Source organism: Microbacterium sp. ZW3a (assembly GCF_057167165.1).
The window spans coordinates 544,037-564,256 of the sequence record NZ_CM169903.1 but is presented as its reverse complement, the minus strand read 5'-3'; the positions used below and the strand labels follow the sequence as shown (position 1 = coordinate 564,256).

Genomic DNA, 20,220 nt, shown 5'->3' with positions numbered 1-20,220 from the left:
AGATGACCCGCTGTCAGCGGATCCCTAGCGATTGTGTCGGTGCCTCTTCACCCGATCGGATGAAGTGAGGGCTTCTCGCACGACGTTCGACCAACGTTTACCTCGGCCGAAAGATGTCATCTCCGGCTGGGTTCGATGCCCCGGCGGGATCGGGTCTCGTTGGGGCCCGCGTTACCTGTCGGACATCTCGCTCTGCACCCTCGACGTGGGCTAGGTGTACTCGGTCGGCACGTTGGTGACACTCGGATAGGGAGAAGGCCTCCACGATTGGTGGTGTCTAACGTCACCGAAGTGGAGGCCTTCTCTTGGTCCACCGTAATGCGCGGCTCACTGTCATGGGCCGTCTGATTCTCGTGCGCCGGGTCCTCGCCGGCCGACCTGTTTCACATGTCGCGAAGGAGATGGGCGTCTCGCGACAGTGTGCCCATCGCTGGCTTGTCCGGTACCGTGCGGCGGGCGAGGCGGGACTGTCGGATCGGTCCTCGCGTCCCGTCTCGTCGCCGACGGCGACTCCCGTGGCGACAGCGGCCGCCGTTGTCGAGCTGCGCTCGCGGGAGCGGCTCGGGCGCGACGATATCGCCCGCCGTTGCGGTGTCAGCCCGCGCACAGCCTCCCGGTTGATCGCGAGGGCGGGCCTTCCGGCGTTGCATGAGCTGGACCCGGTCACGGGGATCGCGTTGCGCGCATCGCGGCGCACCCAGATCCGTTACGAGCGCGCCACCCCGGGGGATCTGATCCACATCGATGTCAAGAAGCTCGGCCGCATCCCCGCCGGTGGCGGCTGGCGCTCCCAGGGTCCTGACTTCATCGATCACAACCACGGCAGGGACCGCCGGGTGAAGCTCGGGTTCGACTACGTCCACGTCGCCGTCGATGACCACTCCCGACTCGCGTTCGCGCAGATCCTCCCCGATGAGAAGGGCACCACCTGCGCGGCGTTCCTCGCCGCCGCGGCGGAGTTCTACGCCCGCCACGGCATCCGGATCCGCGAGGTCATGACCGACAACGCCAAGAACTACACGGTTTCGGCCGCGTTCCAGGGGCAATTGGCCGCACTCGGCGCGAAACACATCACGACCAGGCCGCACTGTCCCTGGCAGAACGGCAAGGCTGAACGCTTCAACCGCACCATGCAGGACTACTGGGCCTACCGCGCCCCCTACGTCTCTAACCAGCATCGCGCTGAAGCGCTCGCACCCTGGCTCGAGCACTACAACTACGATCGACCACACACCGCCTGCGGCGGCCGACCTCCGATCAGCCGACTGTCACCAACCTCATGACCGAGTACAGCTAGGCCGGTGTCGGCGGGGTCGAACCGGCCGCCTCCGCCGCGGCATCTTCGAGGTCTTCCACTTCTTTCTCCCACGCGTCGCGCGCGAGCCGGTACCAGAGGTACAGAGCGAAACCGGCGAAGATCGCCCACTCGGCGGCGTAGAAGATGTTGAGCCAATTGACGCGCGAGCGCTCATCGGGCGCCGGCGACACGATCGCGTCGAGCGGCCCGATAGCGGCCTGCGAGGCGAGATACGGCCGGTACACGGCGACGCCGTCGACATCGCTCCACCGCCCGAGCAGGGCTGCCGGCGACATGCGCGTCAGCGTCTGCGGATCGGCCCCCGACGGCGGACGCGCGGGGCCCTCGTCGGAGATGAGGCGCCCGGTCACCGAGACCAGCGCATCGGGATCGGCATCGACCTGCCGCTGCAGCTCCGCAGCCGCACGCTCGGCCGCGGAGAGATCGGGCGCCCATCCGAGCGCGACGGCGATCGAGGTCGGGGCAGTCGTACCGTCGAGGCGGAGCTGGCCGGTGACCCAGTACCCCTCGACGTCGTCGTTGAAGCGGGATGCCACGACGATGAAGTCGGACGCGACCCACCTCCCGGTGGCCTCGACGCGCTGGCCCACGAGCGGCTCCGGGAGGTAGCGTCCGGGCTCGGCGATATCGCCAAGCGGCTGCACGATCTCGGTCTGGCCGGGCTCCGGTGGAGCGGTGTCAACGGCGCGTCCGAGCTGCCACTGCCCGAGCCAGGCGAGAGCCCCCGCCACGACCAGCGAGAAGGCGAGCAAGGCCAGCCAGCGCGGGCGCAGCATCACCTCACGCAGGGTCGGGGGGAACACCTGGCGCGGTTCCTGCTCGATCGCGGCGGGAGAGGTCACGCGGTCTCCGGCATCAGTGCCCGTAGGGCGCGACGACGACCTCGACGCGCTGGAATTCCTTGAGGTCGGAGTACCCGGTCGTGGCCATCGACTTCCGCAGCGCGCCGATGAGGTTCGCGGTGCCGTCGGCCACCGGAGCGGGGCCATAGAGCACCTGCTCGAGGGGACCGATGCGGTCCACGGCCACGCGGTGTCCGCGCGGAAGCTTGGAGTGGTGAGCCTCGGGACCCCAGTGGAACCCGCGACCGGGTGCGTCGGTGGCGCGCGCGAGCGCGACTCCGAGCATGACCGCGTCGGCGCCCATCGCCAGCGCCTTGACGATGTCACCCGACGTACCCACACCGCCGTCGGCGATGACGTGGACGTAGCGCCCGCCCGACTCGTCGAGGTAGTCGCGGCGTGCGCCGGCGACGTCGGCCACCGCGGTGGCCATGGGAGCGTGCAGCCCCAGAGTGACGCGGGTCGTCGACGCCGCGCCGCCGCCGAAGCCCACGAGAACACCCGCGGCTCCCGTGCGCATGAGGTGGAGGGCCGCGGTGTAGGTGGCCGCTCCGCCCACGATGACCGGAACGTCGAGGTCGTAGATGAACTTCTTGAGGTTCAGCGGCTCAGCAACGCTGGAGACGTGCTCGGCCGACACCGTGGTGCCACGGATGACGAAGAGGTCGACGCCCGCGGCGACGACCGTCTCGTAGAGGTCGTGCGTGCGCTGCGGCGTGAGGGCACCGGCCACGGTGACACCCGCAGCCCGGATCTCGGCGAGACGATCGCGCACCAGCTCGGGCTTGATCGGCTCGGAGTACAACTGCTGCATGCGCCGCGTCGCCTCGGAATCCGGGAGGCCCGCGATCTCGGCGAGCAGGGGCTCGGGGTCGTCGTAGCGCGTCCACAGACCCTCGAGGTCGAGAACCCCCAAGCCGCCGAGGCGGCCGAGCTCAATCGCGGTGCGGGGGCTGACGACTGAGTCCATCGGAGCACCGAGCACCGGGATCTCGAACGGGAAGGCGTCGATGGTCCAGGCCGTCGACACGTCTTCCGGGTTGCGCGTGCGCCGCGAGGGAACGACGGCGATGTCGTCGAAGGTGTAGGCGCGGCGGGCACGCTTGGCGCGGCCGAGATCGATCTCCATGGTCACTCCCCCAGCCTACCCGCGCCCTCCGCCGCCCCCGGCGCCGTCCCCATCCTGCCCCGTCGCGCCGACCGCGTCCACGGGCGCATCGGTCCCGCGCAACAGGCGAGTGAGTGGACCGTCGAGGAGGAACAGCAGGAAGGCCGTGGATCCGACGAGCGGACTGAACAGCACGGCCACACCGCTGATCAGCACCGCGCTGAGCCCCGCCCGACCGAGGCGCCGAGCGTCGTCCCGCGTCAGATCGGGGATCGCCCCCGATCGCACCGCCCATGCCCACTGCATCCACCCCGCGACGATGGCGAGGAAGAAGTTCACGGGAAGCACCACCCGACCGATCAGGTAGTCGGAGTAGTCCGTGGCGAGCGACGACGTGAACGGCACCAGCACGATCAGAAGCAGACGCAGGTTGTTGATCCACATCCCCGTGTCGTCGATCCGGGCGATCCACTCGAACTGCCGGACGTGCGTCATCCACATCACGCACAGGATGAGGAAGCTGATGACGAAGGTGAACACGGGGTGGAGCAGGCCCGCCAACGCCGCCACGAGGTCGGCCTCCGACGCGATCGAGCCGAGCGACTGCGAGGTGAGGCCGAGCACGAGCAGCGTCGCAGCGATGGCGAAGACGCCGTCGGTGTACGCCTCGGCCCGCCGCGCCGACACGGTGGCTTCAGGATGCCTCGTGCGCCGGATCATGCGCACAGCGTAGCCCCGGCCACGACATCGAGGAGCCGGACGGTCTCCCGCCCGGCCCGCAGGCGCTATTTCTTGTAGTTCGGCGCCTCGACGACGATCTGCACGTCGTGCGGGTGCGACTCCTTCAGCCCCGCCGACGTGATCCGCACGAAGCGGCCCTTCGTCTTGAGTTCGTCGACGGTGCGCGCACCGACGTAGAACATCGACTGCCGCAGACCGCCGATGAGCTGGTATGCCACCGCCGAGACGGGGCCGCGATACGGTACCTGGCCTTCAATGCCCTCGGGGATGAGCTTGTCGTCGCTGGGGACGTCGGCCTGGAAGTAGCGGTCCTTCGAGTACGAGGTCTTCTTCCCGCGGGTCTGCAGCGCGCCGAGCGAGCCCATGCCGCGGTACTGCTTGAACTGCTTCCCCCCCTGGAAAACGATCTCGCCCGGCGACTCGTCGGTGCCGGCGAGGAGCGAACCGAGCATGACGGTGTCGGCCCCGGCGACGAGCGCCTTGGCGATGTCGCCCGAGTACTGCAGCCCGCCGTCGGCGATCACGGGAACGCCGGCGGGGATGGCCGCCTGCGCGGCCTCGTAGATCGCGGTGACCTGGGGGACGCCGACACCCGCCACGACGCGCGTGGTGCAGATCGACCCCGGTCCGACGCCGACCTTCACGGCATCCACGCCCGCATCGATGAGCGCCTGGGCGCCCTCGCGGGTCGCGACGTTGCCGCCGATCACATCGACGTGCGCGAACGACTCGTCGGCCTTGAGGCGGCGGACGATGTCGATGACTCCGGCGGACTGACCGTTGGCGGTATCGACGACGAGCACGTCGACGCCCGCGTCGCGCAGCGCCTCAGCGCGCTGCCAGGCGTCGCCGAAGAATCCGATGGCAGCGCCCACGCGCAGGCGCCCCTGCTCGTCTTTCGTGGCGAGCGGGTACTTCTCGCTCTTGTCGAAGTCCTTGATGGTGATGAGGCCGGCCAGCTTGCCCTCGTCATCGACCAGCGGCAGCTTCTCGACGCGGTGCTTCGCGAAGGTGGCGATGACGTCATTGGCATGGATGCCGACGGGCCCGGTGATGAGGCCCTCCTTCGTCATCACGTCCTTGACCTTCGTGGTCTGGCGCTCGAAGCCCGACACGAAGCGCATGTCGCGGTTGGTGATGATGCCCACCAGGACGCCGTCGGGATCGACCACTGGCAGGCCCGAGATGCGGTACTGCGCGCACATCGCGTCGACCTCGGCGACGGTGGCGTCGGGAGTCGTCGTGATCGGGTTGGAGACCATGCCCGACTCGCTGCGCTTGACCTGGTCGACGATGGCGGCCTGATCCTCGATGGAGAGGTTTCGGTGCACGATGCCGATGCCCCCCTGGCGCGCGATGGCGATCGCCATGCGCCCCTCGGTGACCGTATCCATCGCGGATGACAGCAGCGGCGTCGCCACGGTGATGCGCCGGGTGAGGCGCGATGAGGTGTCGGCCTCACTGGGAATGACGTCGGTGTGTCCCGGAAGGAGGAGCACATCGTCGTAGGTCAGTCCAACGAAACCGAAGGGGTCGTGCTGCTCCATGGATCCTCCTGCGCACGCGGCGCCTGCTCGAAAAGGACGACGTCGACCGGCGCGCACACGGCGCTCCTCTGTGAATTCTAAGCGCCGCGCGGCCCGGATTCATTCCCGGCGAGTCTGGCCGCAACACGCAACCACAACGACACGGTTAGCTAACGGCGACGGCTCGAAACACGATCGACACATTACGCTCGTAGCGTCGATCGTCGAAGCTGACGAGACGACATCGTCAGCGTTGCCGAACTGGAGACTCCGTGGGTCATTCCTCCCCCACCGCGACACGATCGCGCACCCTTCCCCGTCTAGCCTTCGTCGTTTCACTCCTGGCCAGCGCCGTCGCTGTCCTGAGCCTGCTCCTCGCGGCCCCCGCCAGCGCGCAGACGACACCGACCCCCGCCGCCACCACGGGCACGGGCGACATTTCAACGCAATACACGATCGGCGGCATCATCCAGGCGGAGGATGAGCCGCTCGCGGGCGTCGAAGTCACGGTCGAAGGCTCCGGCTTCTCGGAGGTCGGCACGACCGCGTCTGACGGGCGCTGGGCGGTTTCGGTGCCCGGGCCCGGCGAGTACACCGCGACCCTGAACGTCGAGTCGCTCCCCGACGGCGTCACCCCGCGCGACCCCGACAACATCACGCGCGACGTGACGATCGGCACGACCAACACGGTCAACGTGCTCTTCCCGACCGGCGAAGGCACCACCGCCACGGGATCCTTCTGGGACACCCTGTTCACGCGCTTCATCTACGGCCTGAACTTCGGCCTGCTGCTGGCGCTGGCCGCCATCGGCATCTCGCTCATCTTCGGCACGACCGGCGTCAACAACTTCGCGCACGGCGAGATGCTCACGTTCGGCGCGATCATCTTCTACGTCTTCACCGCGATGGGCTGGAACATCATCCTCGCGGTCCTGCTGACCCTCGCCCTGTCGGTCGCGCTCGGCTGGACACAGGATGCCGTGCTGTTCAAACCTCTCCGCAGACGCGGGGTGGGGTTGGTCCAAGTGCTGATTGTCACGATCGGACTCTCGATCGTGCTGCGCTACCTCTACCTCTTCTTCTTCGGCGGAGGCACGCAGAACATCAACACGGGCATCACCGAGAACGTCACGATCGGGCCCGTGACCATCACGCTGGCCTCGCTCATCAGCATGGGCGTGAGTGTCGTCATGCTCGGTGCCGTCGCGTACTTCCTGACCCGCACCCGCATCGGTAAGGCCACGCGCGCCGTGAGCGACAACGCCTCGCTGGCCGCGGCATCCGGAATCAACGTCGACCGTGTCATCCGCATCGTCTGGATGATGGCGGGAGGCCTCACCGGCCTCTCCGGCGTGCTCTACGGCCTCTACCGCGGTGTCACCTGGGACATGGGCTTCGCCATCCTGCTGCTGCTGTTCGCCGCCGTCACCCTCGGTGGTCTCGGCAGCGCGTTCGGCGCGCTCGTCGGCTCGCTCATCATTGGCATCATCACGGAACTGTCCACCATCGTCATCCCCCCGGACCTTCGGTACGCGGTGGCATTGATCGTGCTCATCGGCGTGCTGCTGTTCCGGCCGCAGGGTGTGCTCGGTCGTAAAGAGCGGATCGGCTGAGGAAGAACGACATGGACTGGCTTTCGATTCTCAACAACGCCGCGGGCGAGCTCATCAGCCCGACCACCGCGGCCTACGCCCTCGCCGCCATCGGCCTGAGCGTCCACTTCGGCTACGCAGGCCTGCTGAACTTCGGTCAGGCCGGCTTCATGGCGGTCGGCGCCTACGCCTTCGCTATCGCCACCCTGTCGCTGTCCGCCCCCGTGTGGCTGGCGATCCTCATCGCCATCGTCGCGTCGGTGCTGTTCGCGTTCATCCTCGGCATCCCGACCCTGCGTCTACGCGCCGACTACCTCGCGATCGTCACGATCGCCGCGGCGGAGATCATCCGCTACGTCGTCTCCACCGTCGGGTTGACCGACGTCACGGGCGGCTCACAGGGCCTCAACGGGTACAACCGCGACTTCCAGGAGCTGAACCCGCTCCCGGAGGGCACGTACGGCATCGGCCCGTGGACCTACTCGGAGAACGACTGGTGGGTGCGCCTGTTCGGCTGGGGCCTCGTGGCCCTCGCCACCCTGCTCGTCTGGATCCTCATGCGCAGCCCGTGGGGCCGCGTGGTCAAGGGCATCCGTGAAGACGAGGATGCCGTGCGCAGTCTCGGCAAGAACGTCTACTCGTACAAGATGCAGGCGCTCGTGCTCGGTGGTGTCATGGGCGGTCTGGCCGGCGTCGTGTTCATCCTCCCCCGCGCCGTCCAGCCCGGAAACTACGGCACGGCCCTGACGTTCTTCATCTGGACCGCGCTGCTGCTCGGTGGCGCGGCGACGTTGCTCGGACCGATCGTCGGCGCCGCCCTGTTCTGGGTGCTCCTGTCGCTCTCGAACGGCATCATCGTGGGTCTTCGAGACGTCGGCATCCTGGGCTTCATGAGCACCACCCAGGCCGGGCAGGTGCGCTTCATCCTCGTGGGACTCGGGCTCATGCTCCTCGTGATCTTCCGGCCACAGGGAATCTTCGGCAATAAGAAGGAGCTGTCGTTCAATGTCTGACACGACCGTCACCCACCCCCTGGTGAAGGGCGAGGTCGGCCCCGGCTGCGCGAAGGTCGATCCGATCGTCGTCGCCGACGGTGTCACGCGGCAGTTCGGCGGGCTCAAGGCCGTCGACGTCGAACACCTCGAAATCCCGCGCGGGCACATCACCGCGCTCATCGGCCCCAACGGCGCCGGCAAGACCACCCTGTTCAATCTGCTCACCGGCTTCGACAAGCCGAACACCGGGAGCTGGAGTTTCGAGGGGTCCAACCTCGCGGGCGTCCCGGCATTCAAGGTGTCGCGCAAGGGCATGGTGCGCACGTTCCAGCTCACGAAGTCGCTGGGCCGTCTCTCGGTGCTCGAGAACATGCTGCTGGGCGCCCGCGGGCAAAAGGGAGAGAACATCTTCCGCGCCATGATCCCCGCGATCTGGCGTTCGCAGGAGAAGTCGAACACGGAGCGAGCCGACGACCTGCTACGGCGGTTCAAGCTGGATGCCAAGCGGGAGGACTTCGCTGCCTCGCTCTCGGGCGGCCAGCGCAAGCTCCTCGAGATGGCGCGCGCACTGATGAGCAAGCCCACGCTCGTGATGCTCGATGAGCCGATGGCCGGGGTGAACCCGGCCCTCACCCAGAGCCTGCTGGGCCACATCCTCGACCTCAAACGCGAGGGCATGACGGTGCTGTTCGTCGAGCACGACATGCACATGGTCCGACACATCTCGGACTGGGTCGTCGTGATGGCCGAAGGACGCGTGGTGGCCGAGGGGCCGCCCGAGACCGTCATGAGCGACCAGGCCGTCATCGACGCCTACCTCGGTGCTCACCACGACACCGACCTCGGCGACATGACCACCTCGCAGATCGCGACGATCGAGGCGGAGGCGACGGCCGAGACCGATGCCGAGCTCGCCGCCGACGAAAAGGACGGAAAGCTCCGATGACCGCCACCGCCACCCGCACCGCGGTGCTGCGCACCGACGACCTCGTCGCCGGATATTTGCCCGGGGTGAACATCCTCAACGGCTGCTCGGTCGACGCCTACCAGGGCGATCTCATCGGCATCATCGGCCCGAACGGCGCCGGCAAGTCGACACTGCTCAAGGCGATCTTCGGTCAGGTGAAGATCCGCGGCGGGGCCGTGCTGCTCAACGGTGAGGACATCACCTCGCTCAAGGCCGACAAGCTCGTCGGCAAGGGCGTCGGCATGGTGCCGCAGAACAACAACGTGTTCCCGAGCCTGTCGATCGAAGAGAACCTGCAGATGGGCCTCTTCCAGCGCCCCAAGGTCTTCACCGAACGGTTCGAGTTCGTCGCGGGCCTGTTCCCCGAGCTTGCCAAACGACGCCGCCAGCGCGCGGGCTCCCTCTCGGGCGGTGAGCGTCAGATGGTCGCCATGGGCCGCGCGCTGATGATGGACCCGTCGGTACTGCTGCTCGACGAGCCGTCAGCGGGCCTCTCCCCCGTGCGTCAGGACGAGACGTTCCTGCGCGTGGCGGAGATCAACCGCGCGGGCGTGACGATCATCATGGTCGAGCAGAACGCCCGCCGCTGCCTGCAGATCTGCCACCGGGCCTATGTGCTCGACCAGGGCAAGGACGCGTACACCGGCACCGGCCGGGAGCTGCTCACGGACCCCCGCGTCATCGAGCTGTACCTCGGCACGCTGGCCGCTGATGAAGATGCCAAGCGCGACAGCGCCAAGCAGCCCCCGATCGACTGACGACAGCTCCTCACAGCGCCCCGTGGCCTCGGCCGCGGGGCGCTGTCGTATGTGCCCGGGATCAGGTGACCCCGTCGGGCGTCGCGCCGTGTATGCCGTCGGTGGCATGTTCCGGATGCCACGTTCTCGGCGCACGCGAACGGGCCCGGATCCTGAAGGATCCGGGCCCGTCGTTGCGGTGTCAGGTCACTCGGTGAGCGAGCCGAACTCCGTGTTGAGGAGGGTGTACTTGTTGTCGGCACCGTACTGGTAGATACCGATGTACGCCTCGGTCGGGTCACCGTTCTCGTCGAACGTGATCGGGCCGGAGACACCGTCGTAGTCGATGTCGGTGCCCTCGTTGATCAGCGCGAGGCAGTCGGCGAAGGTCGTGCACTTCTCGCCACCCTCGGTGACCGACTGCAGGTTGTCGCGGATCGCGGTGCCCGAGTCATCCTTGGCCTGCGCGGCGGCGAGGGCCGCCACGATGACCGCGTCGTACGACTCCGGCGCGTAGCTGAAGTCGGTCAGAGCGGGGTCGACCTCCAGGAGGCGGGCCTGGAACTCGGTGTCGGCGGGGTTACCGGGCAGGGTGCCCTTGGCGCCCTCGAGCGTGCCCGCGGCGAACTCGTACGAGTTGGACAGGTTGCCGTCGACGAAGTAGACCTTCGACCCCGGGAAGCCCTGGGTGTTGACCAGCTGCGGGATGATCGAGGAGGTCTCCTCGAACGCGATCACGGCGATCGCGTCGGGCTGAGCGGCCAGGAGCTCGTCGACCTGCGACGTGAACACCGTGTCACCCGGGTTGTACGGGACGGAGACCGAGACCTCGCCACCGGCGGCCTCGATGGCGGTGGTCGCGTTGTCCTTCAGGCCGATGCCGTACGGGTCGTTGATGTAGATGATGCCGACGTTGGCGGCACCATCACCGGTCATGAGGTTTCCGAGCACGCGACCCTGCAGGACGTCGGACGGAGCCGTGCGCCAGTAGTAGCCGTCGTCGTCGTAGGTGGTGAAGTCGGGCGAGGTGTTCGCGGGCGAGATCTGCACGACGCCCGCATCGACCAGCTGGTCGATGAACGTGAACGACACACCCGACGACGCGGCACCGATGACGACGTCGGCGCTGGCGTCGACGAGCTCGCTCGCCGACTGCGTGGCGATGTCGGTCGTGGTGTCACCCGAGTCACGCTCGGTGAGCTGGACGGAGAACGGGAACGCGTCGCCCGTGGCCTCGATGTCCTGGATCGCGAGCTTCACACCCGCGACCTCGGGCGGGCCGAGGAAGGCGAGGTTTCCGGTGGCGGGCAGGATGGTACCGACGTGGAAGGTTCCGTCGGCTTCCGACACGGCGCCTCCGCCGGACGAAGCGCTGGGCGCGGCGGCGTCGCCGCCTCCGGCGCAACCGGCGAGGACGAGCGCGCTGGCACCGACCAGGGCGATACCGCCCAGGGCCTTGCCAGCGCGCGTACGCGTGAAGACGCTCATAGTGCTCCTTGCTGTGGATGAACGTTGGGCGGCGCAACGGCGCCGCCTGGTGTCCTAAACCTAATCGTCTGCACGTTTTCGCCGTGTTGCCGTTCGTTAACGATGTGCGTCGCCGAGGTCACGGCGTCATAACGCCCTCTAGACGGGTTCGGTGACGTCGGGTATGGCGGGCCGCCGCCGCCGCGCCGCCACCACGGAGTCGATGCTGAGCAGCGCCAGCGCCAGCCATACCAGCCCGAATCCGATCCACCGCTCGACGGTCATCGGTTCGCCCAGAACCCACACGCCGATGGCGAACTGCAGGATCGGGGCGACGAACTGAATGAGCCCCAGGACGCTGAGGGGCGCACGGCGCGCCCCTGCGGCGAAGAGCAGCAGCGGAATCGCGGTGATAGCCCCCGCAGACGCGAGGAGCGCGGTGTGCACGGGCCCCTGCGTCCCCATGGTCAGGCCGGTGGTCGCGGCCACGATCACCAGCTGGGCGACCGCGATCGGCAGGAGCCAGAACGATTCGAGGGTGAGTCCGCTGACGGCATCCACCGACGGCCCGATCTGCTTCTTGACCAGCCCGTAGACGCCGAACGACAGCGCGAGGGTGAGCGCGATCCACGGGAATCTGCCGTAACCCACGACGATGACAGCGATGGCCACGACGGCCAGCCCGATCGCGATCCACGGCACCAGGCGGAGACGCTCGCGCAGCACGGTCACCGCCAGCAGGACCGTGACGATCGGGTTGATGAAGTACCCGAGGCTCGTCTCGATGACGTGACCCGTCAGGGTACCGATGAGGTAGGTCTGCCAGTTCACATAGATGAGCACGCCCGCCAGGGCCGTGAGACCCAGCAACCGGGGCCGGCGAATGATCGCCAGGAACGGACGCCACCCCCGCAGCACCGTCAGCAGAAGCAGGCAGAACACGAACGCCAGCACGATGCGCCACGCGACGATCTCCCAGGCCTCGGTCGGCCGCAGGAGCAGAAAGTACAGCGGCAGGAAACCCCACAGCAGGTAGGCGGCGAGAGCGAACAGGCCTCCGCGGAGAGCTCCCGCAGCGGGGGGCGAGGAGGGGAGGGTCACGTCCTCAGCCTAGGCGCGCGTGCCCGGGCGGATCCGCCCCGAGGGCCCGCGCCTGACAAAGACGAAACCCCGGATGCCGAGGCATCCGGGGTTTCGAGACAGTTGCAGTGCGATCAGCGCACGACCACCGCGAGAACATCGCGGGCCGAGAGCACGAGGTACTCGTCGGCGCCGAACTTGACCTCGGTGCCGCCGTACTTGCTGTAGAGCACGCGGTCGCCGACGGTGACGTCGAGGGGGACACGGTTGCCGTTGTCGTCGATGCGACCGGGGCCGACGGCGACGACCTCGCCCTCCTGCGGCTTCTCCTTGGCGGTGTCGGGGATGACGAGACCACTCGCCGTGGTCTGCTCAGCCTCGACCTGCTTGATGACGATGCGGTCCTCGAGCGGCTTGATGGAAACCGACACGGTCTACCTCTTCTTTCTCGTTACAGAAGACTTGTCAGCACTCACGCGGGGAGAGTGCTAATTCGAGTGTAGAGAAGCCCTGGCACTCACGCAACGCGAGTGCCAACACATTCCGCGCCTAGGCTGGCTCGGTGGACACCAGCGAGCTGACGGCCCTGCTCACGCCCGACGGACTCCGCCTCCTCGACGAGATCGGGCCCCTCTCCTCCACCGACGAGGCCGCGCGCGCCGTGTCACGACTCCGGGCGGCCGGTCACTCCCCCGACCTCGTCTCCGCGGTGGTGGGGCAGGCCCGGCTGCGCGACCGCGCCGCCGCGAAGTTCGGACCCTTTGCCGATCGCATGCTCTTCACCCGCGCCGGGCTCGAGCAGGCGACCCGGCTGTCCATCGCCGCCCGCCACGCGGGCCGCTTCCGGGCCGCGGGCATCGCGAGCACGGCCGACCTCGGCTGCGGGATCGGCGGCGACGCCCTCGGAATGGCGGGTCTCGGCATCCGGGTGCACGCCGTCGACGCCGACGAGGTCACGGCCGCGATCGCGGCCTACAACCTGGCCCCGTTCGGTGAGAGTGCAACCGTCGCACACGGCCGCGCCGAAGATGCCGACCTTCGCGACATCGACGCGGTGTGGCTCGACCCCGCCCGCCGTACTCCCGGGCACGGCCAGACCCGCCGCGTCTCGTCCGAGCAATGGTCGCCGTCGCTGGACTGGGTGTTCCGCCTGCTGCAGGGGATGCCCGGTGGCGTGAAGCTCGGCCCGGCTTTCGACCGCGAGCTGATCCCGGCCGACGTCGAAGCTCAGTGGATCAGCGCCGACGGATCGACGATCGAGCTCGTTCTGTGGGCGGGGAGACTCGCTCGGCCCGGAGTGCGGCGTGCCGCGCTGGTGGTTCGAGGAGACGACGCGTGGGAGCTCACCGCGCCCGCCGATACACCTGACGTGCAGCAGCGCGAGCTCGGCGCCTTCGTGCACGAGCCCGACGGAGCGGTGATCCGCGCACGGTTGATCGGCGAGGTCGCCCGATCACTGGAGGCCGGGATGCTGGCACCCGGGATCGCGTACCTCACCTCGGACGCGCCCGTGACGAGCCCGTTCGTGTCGTCGTTCCGGGTGCGGGAAGAGGTGCCGGCGGAGCCGAAGAAGCTCGCGCGGGTGCTGCGGGAGCGCGGCATCGGGACGCTCGAGATCAAGAAGCGCGGCGTCGACGTGGACCCCGCGACGCTGCGGACGCGTCTCTCGTTGCGCGGCGAGGAATCCGCCACGCTGATTCTCACGCGGGTCGGGAACCGCCGTCTGGCCCTGCTGGCCGACCGGGTGCGGTGACGCGGACTACGCCGCCGGCAACTGCGGCAGCGCCCACAGCAGCCACCCGGTGCTGAAGACGACCGATACCGCGGCCAGCACGAGCGCCCACACCGCCACCCGGCGACTGTCGTGCGCGCGACGCAACGACATGATCGCTGTGAGGATGCCCACGACCCCCAGCGGGAGCAGCACCCCCACGAACAGTGACGCCACCAGCGCCGTGATCGCCAGCGCCAGCGCCCACGGCGCGAGCGAGGGCGGGGCGGTCGGCTGGGGCGGGTTCCACGGCAGCACGTGCTCACCGAAAGCGGCTCTCTCGAGCTGCGCGGTCGGGAGGCGGTGGTCGTCGAGCGCCTCCCCCGCCGCGATCTGCTCGAGCGCGCTCGGCACCGCGGCACCGGTCGGGGACACTCCGGACGGCGCGGACCCCGCCGGGACTGCCTCCGCCGCGGCCTTCCGTGCCCGCCGACTCGGCGGGGTCGGCTCGCTCATGACACGATCCCGGCCGTCGACGGCGCCTCCGCGGCACCGGGGGCGGTGGCATCCGGATCTTCGGCGACCTGGATCTCGGTCACCGGCAGCGTCGAGTCGGCCCCGAACGCGAGGGTCGACGGGCGCCGGCCCGAGGCGATGAGCTCGGCGGCGAGCGCGGCGATCATCGCGCCGTTGTCGGTGCAGAGCCGCAGGGGCGGGATGCGCACGGCGACACCGGCAGCCGCGGCCCGTTCGAGGGCGACGTCGCGCAGGCGCTTGTTGGCGATCACCCCGCCCCCGAGGAGCAACCGGGGAACGCCGTACCGCTCGCACGCGTCGAGGGCCTTGGTGACGAGCACGTCGACCACGGCCTCGCGGAACGACGCGGCCACATCGGCCACCGGCACCGGCTCTCCCGCTGCCTCGTGCTGCTCGACCCAGCGCGCCACGGCGGTCTTGAGCCCCGAGAACGAGAAGTCGTAACGGTGGGATGCCATGTCGGACGCGCGTGAGAGCCCGCGGGGGAAGCGGATCGCGGTGGGATCCCCCGCGGCGGCGACGCGATCGATCTCGGGGCCGCCGGGATAGGGCAGCTTCAGCAGGCGAGCGACCTTGTCGAATGCCTCGCCCGCGGCGTCATCCATCGTCTCGCCGAGGAGCTCGACGTCGCTGGTGAGATCGCGCACGAGCAGCAGAGAGGTGTGCCCGCCGCTCACGAGCAGGGCGACGGTGGGGTACTCGAGCTCGCCCGCGTCGGCGTCGAGGATGTCGGCGGCGATGTGCCCGACGAGGTGGTTCACGGCGTAGAGCGGCTTGTCGAGGGCGACGGCGAGACCCTTCGCCGCCCCGACCCCCACCATCAGCGCTCCGGCGAGCCCGGGGCCGCTGGTGACGGCGACCGCGTCGAGGTCGGCGAGGGTCACCCCGGCGTCGGCGAGCGCGGCGTCGATCGAGGGCTGCAGCGCCTCGAGGTGCGCCCGGGCAGCAACCTCGGGCACGACCCCGCCGTAGCGGGCGTGTTCGTCCATGCTCGAGGCGATCGTGTTGCTCAGCAGCTGCCGACCGCGGACGATCCCGATCCCGGTCTCGTCGCAGCTGGTCTCAATACCCAGGACGAGCGGCGCGTCCATCAGCACCATCCTTTTCCGGTCGTCGCCGCGTCGTCGGGCGTGCGTCGCGCGGCCCACCCCCGCAGGTCGAGTTGCATCACGATCGCGTCGACGTCGTCGGGCTGGTAGTACCGCGGGCGGCGTCCGACCTCCGCGAATCCCTCGGAGGCGTACAGCGCCTGCGCGACGGGGTTGTCGGCGCGCACCTCGAGGAACACGTCGTGCACGCCGCGGCGCTCGGCCTCGGCGAGGAGGTCGATCAGGAGCGCCCGCCCGCGCCCCCGACCACGCGCGGTCTCGGCGATCGTGATCGTCTGGATGTCGGCATCCCGCGACCCGCGCACGGCGCGCAGTCCCGCATACCCGACGAGGCGCCCGGCCTCTTCGACCACGACGTACCAGCCGTGCGGCGACGCCAGCTCCTCGCGCATCATCGCGGGACTCCACGCGTCGGTGGGGAACGAGGCGTGCTCGAGGGCCATGATCGCGTCGAGGTCGGCGGCGGTGGCGGCGCGGGTGGGCATCAGCTCACCCGCTTCGGAGCGTGGGCGGCGACGACGTCGGGGCTGCGCAGGTAGAGCGGCTCGGTATCCGCGAGGGTGCGACCGGCATCGAGCGCGCGCGCCGCGGCGAGCGCGATCATCGCGGCAGAGACGCTCGTCGCGTCGTACCGGACGGCGCCGGCCTCGGCGAGCCGGGCATCGAGGTCGTCGCGGGGGCTGAGCGTGGCATCCGTGATCCGAACCGGCAGTCCGTCGTCGTCGAGGCCGTCGTAGACGCTGAAGGCGAACTCTTTGCGGCGGGCGTCGGTGACGACCGCGAAGCGGGGGGTCTCGGTGCCCGTGAGGGCGTCGGAGAGCAGGATGCCGAGAGCGACGCCGTCGTGGCTCGGCACCGGCACCGCCGGGATGCCGCGGCCCTGCGCGTAGGCGCGAGCGGTCGCGATGCCCACGCGCAGCCCCGTGAACGGCCCCGGCCCCATGCCGATCGCGACGTGCGAGGGCGCCGAGGTGGCGGCTCGACGCAGGAGCTCGCCGATCACCTCGGCGTGGCCGAGGGGGTTCGCGCTCTGCTCGTCGGCGAGGACCTCGCCGTCGCGCGCGATCGCCGCCACGGCGGTGCCGAGGGAGGTGTCGATGCCGAGGATCACCGTTCCAGGGTATCCGGGGCGTCCGACAGGGGTGTCGCCCGCTGCTCGGACGGCTGCCCCGTGCCCACGTCCGACCATCGCCCGGCGGGGCGCACAACTCCGGCAGAAGGCGCAGCACCGGGGATCAGCGGCCTCAGCTCCGCGGAAGTGCCGGAGGTGCGCAGGCATCCGGGAGAGGTATCGGCTCCGAATGAGGGGTATGGAACAAGGACTGCACCGACTGGTGGTGCCCACGGCCGTCGGACCGGTCGTCGTGCGCGCCGGTCGGCGCACCGAGGGGGCCGTCGCCACCGTGCTGCTGCACGGTGCCGCGGGGTCGTGGACGACGTGGACGCCCCTGCTGGCCGCGGCCGACCGGCTCGGCATCCCCGTCGACGACGTCATCGCGCTCGACCTGCCCGGCTGGGGAGAGTCCCCCGGCCCGGCACCGACCGCCGACCAGACCGCGGATGCCGTCGCCGCCGTCGCGCGCGCCCTCGGCTACCCCCGCTGGCGCATCGTCGGGCATTCGCTCGGCGCGGTCGTCGCACTCGACGTGGCCGCGCGCTTCCCCGCGCAGACCGTCGCCGTGGGTCTGGTGTCCCCGACCGGCGCCGGAGTGCGGGCGGTCGTCCGTCGCCCCGTGACCGGGGCACTACGGCTACCGGCCTTCGCCGGAATGGTGACCGCGATGGGAATCCTCCGCGCCCTGGGCCCGCTCTCCATGCCCCTCCTCCGGGGCCTGCGTCGGACGCGTGCCCTGCGCGTGCTGGCACGCCCGCTCTTCCGGCATCCCGATCGTGTCGACCCCGCCGTGTCCGACGCTCTCGCCGACGAGATCCGCCCGGCGGCCTTCCTCGCCGCGACCCGGGCCGCTCGCACGCACGATGATGCCGCCTGGCGGCGCATCACCGCACCGGTGCGCGCCGTGCGCGGACGCCATGACGTGTTTGCCGGACGGAAGGACGCCCGGGTGGCGCGACGCACCCTTCCCGACTACGCCGAGCGCGTGCTCGAGGACAGCGGGCATTTCGCCCACGTGGAGCAGGCCTACGAGACGCTGCGCGCGCTGCGCGAGGTGTGGACGGCCGAGCCGGGACGACGGGCCGCGCCCCACCGCGATCGCCAGCCGACCTAGACCGAGCTCTCAGGGCCGACGCGAGATCGTCACCGTCCGCGGCGCATCCGCGTCGAGGTCGAGGGTGTGGGGGGCGATCTCTCCGCACGCGTTGTCGACGCCGAGCCCCCCGGTCTGCCGTGCAATCTCGATCTCCCACCACTGGTCGGCGAGGTGGTCGGCGACGTCGCGCCCCCACTCGACGATGACCACCGAGTGCTCCACGTCGATGTCGAGATCGTCGAGCTCGACCGCGGCGCCGAGCCGGTAGGCATCCACGTGCACGAGGGGCGCACCGCCGACCAGCGACGGGTGCGTGCGCGCGATGACGAACGTCGGACTCTGCACCGGGCCCCGGATGCCGAGTCCCTCGCCGATCCCCCGGGTCAGGGTCGTCTTGCCCGCGCCGAGGGGCCCGGTGAGCACGACGACGTCGCCGGGCCCGAGGGCGCGACCGAGTGCGCGTCCGAGGTCTTCCATGTCGCCCGAAACGGCGATCTCACGCTCGCCGAGCAGCTCGTCGGGAACGCTCACGCGCCGACCTCCCGTCGCGGCACGCGCGGACCGATGCGCGTGACGATCTCATAGTCGATGGTGTCAGCGGCATCCGCCCAGTCCCGCGCCGACGGCACACCCAGCGTGGGATCGCCGAAGAGCACGACCTCGTCGCCCACCGCCACCGGGTGGTCGCCGACATCGACGACGAACTGGTCCATGGCGATGCGTCCGGCCACGGTGAAGCGGCGGCCGTTGATCGACACCGGACCCCGGCCCGAGGCGTGCCGTGGCACACCGTCGGCGTAGCCCAGCGGAACGAGGGCGAGCGTCGTGTCGCGCTCCGTGCGGTACGCGTAGCCGTACGAGACGCCGGTCCCCGCGGGCACGCGACGGACGGCGGCCACGGCGCCGCGCAGCGTCATCGCCGGACGCAGCCCCAGGTCGGCGGGCGTGCGGTCGTCGAACGGCGAGACCCCGTAGAGGCCGATGCCGATGCGCACGCTGTTCAACCGCGCCTCGGGGAGGGCGATCGCCGCGTGGGTCGCCGCGATATGCCGCAGGGGCGGGTTCAGCCCGGCGGCCGCGGCGAGCACCACGCCCTCCTCGAACCTCGCGAGCGCGGCGCGGTCGTCGGCCTCGCTCGTGTTCGAGAGGTGCGAGAACAGCCCCACGACCCGCACGCGCCCGATCCGCTCGAGCCGCGCGGCCTCCGAGAACACCACGCGCCAGTCGGCGGGGGCGAGGCCGTTGCGCGACAGGCCCGTCTCGATCTTCAGGTGCACCGCCGCGGGGCGGTCGCCCTGCGCCGCCTCTCCGGCACGCAGCAGCTGGTCGATGTCGGAGATCCCCAGCTCGATGTCGTCGCGCACGGCCTCGACGAACGAGGCGCCCGGCGCGTGCAGCCACGCGAAGATCGGGGCGCGGATGCCACGGCGCCGGAGCGCCCGCGCCTCCTCGATGTCGGAAACGCCGATGCGGGTCGCTCCCCCGCGCAGTGCCGCCACCGCCGCGCGGTACGCCCCGTGCCCGTACCCCTCGGCCTTGACGACCGCGATGACGTCGACGCCGGTGAGTCGGCGCAGGTGGCGCACGTTCTCGGCGATCGCGTCGACGTCGACGAGCGCTTCGCGCAGCACTCCGGATGCCATTCTCATGCGGGGTCCTCTCGGGTGGGTTCCGCGGCGACGGGGCCGGCTTCGGCGATGACGTAGGCCGTCGCCAGAGCCGCGTCGTGCGACATCGACAGGTGCAGCGCCGTGATTCCGCGCGCGGCCACCGTGGCCGCCGTCTCGCCGCTCAGCGTGAACGTCGGACGCCCCGACGGCTCCGGCGTCACCTCGATATCGGCCCAGTACACCCCGTCCGATCCGCCGAGCGCCTTGATCAGCGCTTCTTTCGCGGCGTAGCGCGCCGCCAGCGACCGGGGCTTGAGCAGACGCTCAGCGGGAGCGAAGAGCCGGGCGAGCAGGCGGGGCGTCCGCGCGAGCTGCTGCTCGAAGCGCGGCACGTCGACCAGGTCGACGCCGATTCCGACGATCATGCGCCCTCCCTCCCTGGCATCCTGTTCATTCTGCCGTGAGGACGGCGCCGGACGTCGCGCCACCCCACCCGCACAACTCCGGCGCATCCCGCCGATGTGGCCCGATCGACGCCCCCGTCGCGCCTGTGCCGGAGTTGTGCGGGCAGATGGGGCCGCGCCTTCAGCCGGCACAACTCCTGCGTGATCGCCAGGCGATCCCATGCCACGGTGTAGCGGGAGGAATCTGCAGGAGTTGTGCCGGCGAA

The 20,220-nt window shown here is 69.8% G+C and carries 21 protein-coding genes; 7 read left to right on the top strand and 14 right to left on the bottom strand.

Annotation, left to right across the window (positions count from 1 at the left end):
* The first annotated feature begins 335 nt into the window (after positions 1-335).
* Positions 336-1,283, top strand: coding sequence for an IS481 family transposase (locus ACU6WY_RS02710; protein WP_483820932.1), 948 nt, complete (start codon positions 336-338; stop codon positions 1,281-1,283).
* A gap of 10 nt (positions 1,284-1,293) precedes the next feature.
* On the opposite strand, the gene ACU6WY_RS02705 is transcribed toward ACU6WY_RS02710, so the two are convergent.
* From ACU6WY_RS02705 to guaB, 4 genes are all read right to left on the bottom strand, one after another.
* The gene (locus ACU6WY_RS02705; protein ID WP_483820931.1) at positions 1,294-2,160 is read right to left on the bottom strand and encodes an SURF1 family protein; all 867 of its coding nucleotides are present in this window, start codon (positions 2,158-2,160) and stop codon (positions 1,294-1,296) included.
* A gap of 13 nt (positions 2,161-2,173) precedes the next feature.
* Positions 2,174-3,289, bottom strand: a complete 1,116-nt coding sequence (locus ACU6WY_RS02700) for a GuaB3 family IMP dehydrogenase-related protein (protein WP_483821943.1) — start codon at positions 3,287-3,289, stop codon at positions 2,174-2,176.
* 15 nt (positions 3,290-3,304) lie between these two features.
* Complete coding sequence (locus ACU6WY_RS02695) at positions 3,305-3,988, bottom strand: TMEM175 family protein (protein ID WP_483820930.1); 684 nt, start codon at positions 3,986-3,988, stop codon at positions 3,305-3,307.
* Between the two features lie 65 nt (positions 3,989-4,053).
* Positions 4,054-5,556 carry an IMP dehydrogenase gene (gene guaB, locus ACU6WY_RS02690; RefSeq protein WP_483820929.1) on the bottom strand — a complete coding sequence of 501 codons (1,503 nt, stop codon included), beginning with the start codon at positions 5,554-5,556 and terminating at the stop codon, positions 4,054-4,056.
* Between the two features lie 251 nt (positions 5,557-5,807).
* On the opposite strand from guaB, the gene ACU6WY_RS02685 reads away from it, so the two are divergent.
* Genes ACU6WY_RS02685 through ACU6WY_RS02670 form a run of 4 tightly spaced genes read left to right on the top strand, consistent with a single transcriptional unit; the run spans position 5,808 to position 9,847 of the window.
* Positions 5,808-7,148, top strand: a complete 1,341-nt coding sequence (locus tag ACU6WY_RS02685; protein ID WP_483820928.1) for a branched-chain amino acid ABC transporter permease — start codon at positions 5,808-5,810, stop codon at positions 7,146-7,148.
* An 11-nt stretch (positions 7,149-7,159) separates the two neighbouring features.
* Entirely contained in the window at positions 7,160-8,140 is a 981-nt protein-coding gene (locus ACU6WY_RS02680; protein WP_483820927.1) for a branched-chain amino acid ABC transporter permease, read from the top strand.
* Complete coding sequence (locus ACU6WY_RS02675) at positions 8,133-9,068, top strand: ABC transporter ATP-binding protein (RefSeq protein ID WP_483820926.1); 936 nt, start codon at positions 8,133-8,135, stop codon at positions 9,066-9,068. The genes ACU6WY_RS02680 and ACU6WY_RS02675 overlap by 8 nt, the downstream gene beginning before the upstream one ends.
* Positions 9,065-9,847, top strand: coding sequence for an ABC transporter ATP-binding protein (locus tag ACU6WY_RS02670; protein WP_483820925.1), 783 nt, complete (start codon positions 9,065-9,067; stop codon positions 9,845-9,847). Before ACU6WY_RS02675 ends, ACU6WY_RS02670 begins: the two co-directional genes overlap by 4 nt.
* A gap of 186 nt (positions 9,848-10,033) precedes the next feature.
* On the opposite strand, the gene ACU6WY_RS02665 is transcribed toward ACU6WY_RS02670, so the two are convergent.
* The 3 genes from ACU6WY_RS02665 to groES all read right to left on the bottom strand — a co-directional run bounded on the left by ACU6WY_RS02665 (position 10,034) and on the right by groES (position 12,804).
* Positions 10,034-11,314 (bottom strand): ABC transporter substrate-binding protein, encoded by a 1,281-nt coding sequence (locus ACU6WY_RS02665; RefSeq protein WP_483820924.1) that lies wholly within the window; start codon positions 11,312-11,314, stop codon positions 10,034-10,036.
* 138 nt (positions 11,315-11,452) lie between these two features.
* On the bottom strand, positions 11,453-12,394 hold the full coding sequence (gene rarD / locus ACU6WY_RS02660) for an EamA family transporter RarD (RefSeq protein WP_483820923.1): 942 nt from the start codon (positions 12,392-12,394) through the stop codon (positions 11,453-11,455).
* A gap of 113 nt (positions 12,395-12,507) precedes the next feature.
* Positions 12,508-12,804, bottom strand: coding sequence for a co-chaperone GroES (gene groES / locus ACU6WY_RS02655; protein ID WP_076491199.1), 297 nt, complete (start codon positions 12,802-12,804; stop codon positions 12,508-12,510).
* Between the two features lie 131 nt (positions 12,805-12,935).
* Between groES and ACU6WY_RS02650 the strand changes: the two genes are divergently transcribed.
* Positions 12,936-14,126, top strand: coding sequence for a class I SAM-dependent methyltransferase (locus ACU6WY_RS02650; protein WP_483820922.1), 1,191 nt, complete (start codon positions 12,936-12,938; stop codon positions 14,124-14,126).
* Positions 14,127-14,132: 6 nt separating this feature from the next.
* On the opposite strand, the gene ACU6WY_RS02645 is transcribed toward ACU6WY_RS02650, so the two are convergent.
* The 4 genes from ACU6WY_RS02645 to tsaB are packed head-to-tail and all read right to left on the bottom strand — an operon-like array spanning position 14,133 to position 16,841.
* Complete coding sequence (locus tag ACU6WY_RS02645) at positions 14,133-14,600, bottom strand: hypothetical protein (protein WP_483820921.1); 468 nt, start codon at positions 14,598-14,600, stop codon at positions 14,133-14,135.
* Positions 14,597-15,712, bottom strand: a complete 1,116-nt coding sequence (tsaD, locus tag ACU6WY_RS02640; RefSeq protein WP_483820920.1) for a tRNA (adenosine(37)-N6)-threonylcarbamoyltransferase complex transferase subunit TsaD — start codon at positions 15,710-15,712, stop codon at positions 14,597-14,599. Before tsaD ends, ACU6WY_RS02645 begins: the two co-directional genes overlap by 4 nt.
* A complete protein-coding gene (gene rimI, locus ACU6WY_RS02635) occupies positions 15,712-16,215 on the bottom strand; it encodes a ribosomal protein S18-alanine N-acetyltransferase (protein WP_483820919.1) in 504 nt (167 codons plus the stop codon). Before rimI ends, tsaD begins: the two co-directional genes overlap by 1 nt.
* A complete protein-coding gene (tsaB, locus tag ACU6WY_RS02630; RefSeq protein ID WP_483820918.1) occupies positions 16,215-16,841 on the bottom strand; it encodes a tRNA (adenosine(37)-N6)-threonylcarbamoyltransferase complex dimerization subunit type 1 TsaB in 627 nt (208 codons plus the stop codon). The genes rimI and tsaB overlap by 1 nt, the downstream gene beginning before the upstream one ends.
* Before the next feature lie 199 nt (positions 16,842-17,040).
* Between tsaB and ACU6WY_RS02625 the strand changes: the two genes are divergently transcribed.
* The gene (locus tag ACU6WY_RS02625) at positions 17,041-17,958 is read left to right on the top strand and encodes an alpha/beta fold hydrolase (RefSeq protein WP_483820917.1); all 918 of its coding nucleotides are present in this window, start codon (positions 17,041-17,043) and stop codon (positions 17,956-17,958) included.
* 9 nt (positions 17,959-17,967) lie between these two features.
* On the opposite strand, the gene tsaE is transcribed toward ACU6WY_RS02625, so the two are convergent.
* From tsaE to ACU6WY_RS02610, 3 genes are read right to left on the bottom strand one after another with little or no spacing between them, the layout of a single operon-like run.
* The gene (gene tsaE, locus ACU6WY_RS02620; protein ID WP_483820916.1) at positions 17,968-18,471 is read right to left on the bottom strand and encodes a tRNA (adenosine(37)-N6)-threonylcarbamoyltransferase complex ATPase subunit type 1 TsaE; all 504 of its coding nucleotides are present in this window, start codon (positions 18,469-18,471) and stop codon (positions 17,968-17,970) included.
* Positions 18,468-19,589: an alanine racemase gene (alr, locus tag ACU6WY_RS02615; RefSeq protein WP_483820915.1), complete on the bottom strand. Its 1,122-nt coding sequence runs from the start codon at positions 19,587-19,589 to the stop codon at positions 18,468-18,470. Before alr ends, tsaE begins: the two co-directional genes overlap by 4 nt.
* On the bottom strand, positions 19,586-19,975 hold the full coding sequence (locus ACU6WY_RS02610; RefSeq protein WP_483820914.1) for a holo-ACP synthase: 390 nt from the start codon (positions 19,973-19,975) through the stop codon (positions 19,586-19,588). The genes alr and ACU6WY_RS02610 overlap by 4 nt, the downstream gene beginning before the upstream one ends.
* Between the last annotated feature and the right edge of the window lie 245 nt (positions 19,976-20,220).

Bases quoted from the DNA above. Each gene is read 5' to 3' on its own strand.
- ACU6WY_RS02680 (WP_483820927.1), top strand. From the start codon at position 7,160: ATGGACTGGCTTTCGATTCTCAACAACGCCGCGGGCGAGCTCATCAGC.
- ACU6WY_RS02710 (WP_483820932.1), top strand. From the start codon at position 336: ATGGGCCGTCTGATTCTCGTGCGCCGGGTCCTCGCCGGCCGACCTGTT.
- ACU6WY_RS02675 (WP_483820926.1), top strand. From the start codon at position 8,133: ATGTCTGACACGACCGTCACCCACCCCCTGGTGAAGGGCGAGGTCGGC.
- ACU6WY_RS02610 (WP_483820914.1), bottom strand. From the start codon at position 19,975: ATGATCGTCGGAATCGGCGTCGACCTGGTCGACGTGCCGCGCTTCGAG.
- ACU6WY_RS02700 (WP_483821943.1), bottom strand. From the start codon at position 3,289: ATGGAGATCGATCTCGGCCGCGCCAAGCGTGCCCGCCGCGCCTACACC.
- ACU6WY_RS02645 (WP_483820921.1), bottom strand. From the start codon at position 14,600: ATGAGCGAGCCGACCCCGCCGAGTCGGCGGGCACGGAAGGCCGCGGCG.
- ACU6WY_RS02695 (WP_483820930.1), bottom strand. From the start codon at position 3,988: ATGATCCGGCGCACGAGGCATCCTGAAGCCACCGTGTCGGCGCGGCGG.
- ACU6WY_RS02670 (WP_483820925.1), top strand. From the start codon at position 9,065: ATGACCGCCACCGCCACCCGCACCGCGGTGCTGCGCACCGACGACCTC.
- tsaD (WP_483820920.1), bottom strand. From the start codon at position 15,712: ATGGACGCGCCGCTCGTCCTGGGTATTGAGACCAGCTGCGACGAGACC.
- rimI (WP_483820919.1), bottom strand. From the start codon at position 16,215: ATGCCCACCCGCGCCGCCACCGCCGCCGACCTCGACGCGATCATGGCC.
- alr (WP_483820915.1), bottom strand. From the start codon at position 19,589: ATGAGAATGGCATCCGGAGTGCTGCGCGAAGCGCTCGTCGACGTCGAC.
- guaB (WP_483820929.1), bottom strand. From the start codon at position 5,556: ATGGAGCAGCACGACCCCTTCGGTTTCGTTGGACTGACCTACGACGAT.
- ACU6WY_RS02665 (WP_483820924.1), bottom strand. From the start codon at position 11,314: ATGAGCGTCTTCACGCGTACGCGCGCTGGCAAGGCCCTGGGCGGTATC.
- ACU6WY_RS02625 (WP_483820917.1), top strand. From the start codon at position 17,041: ATGGAACAAGGACTGCACCGACTGGTGGTGCCCACGGCCGTCGGACCG.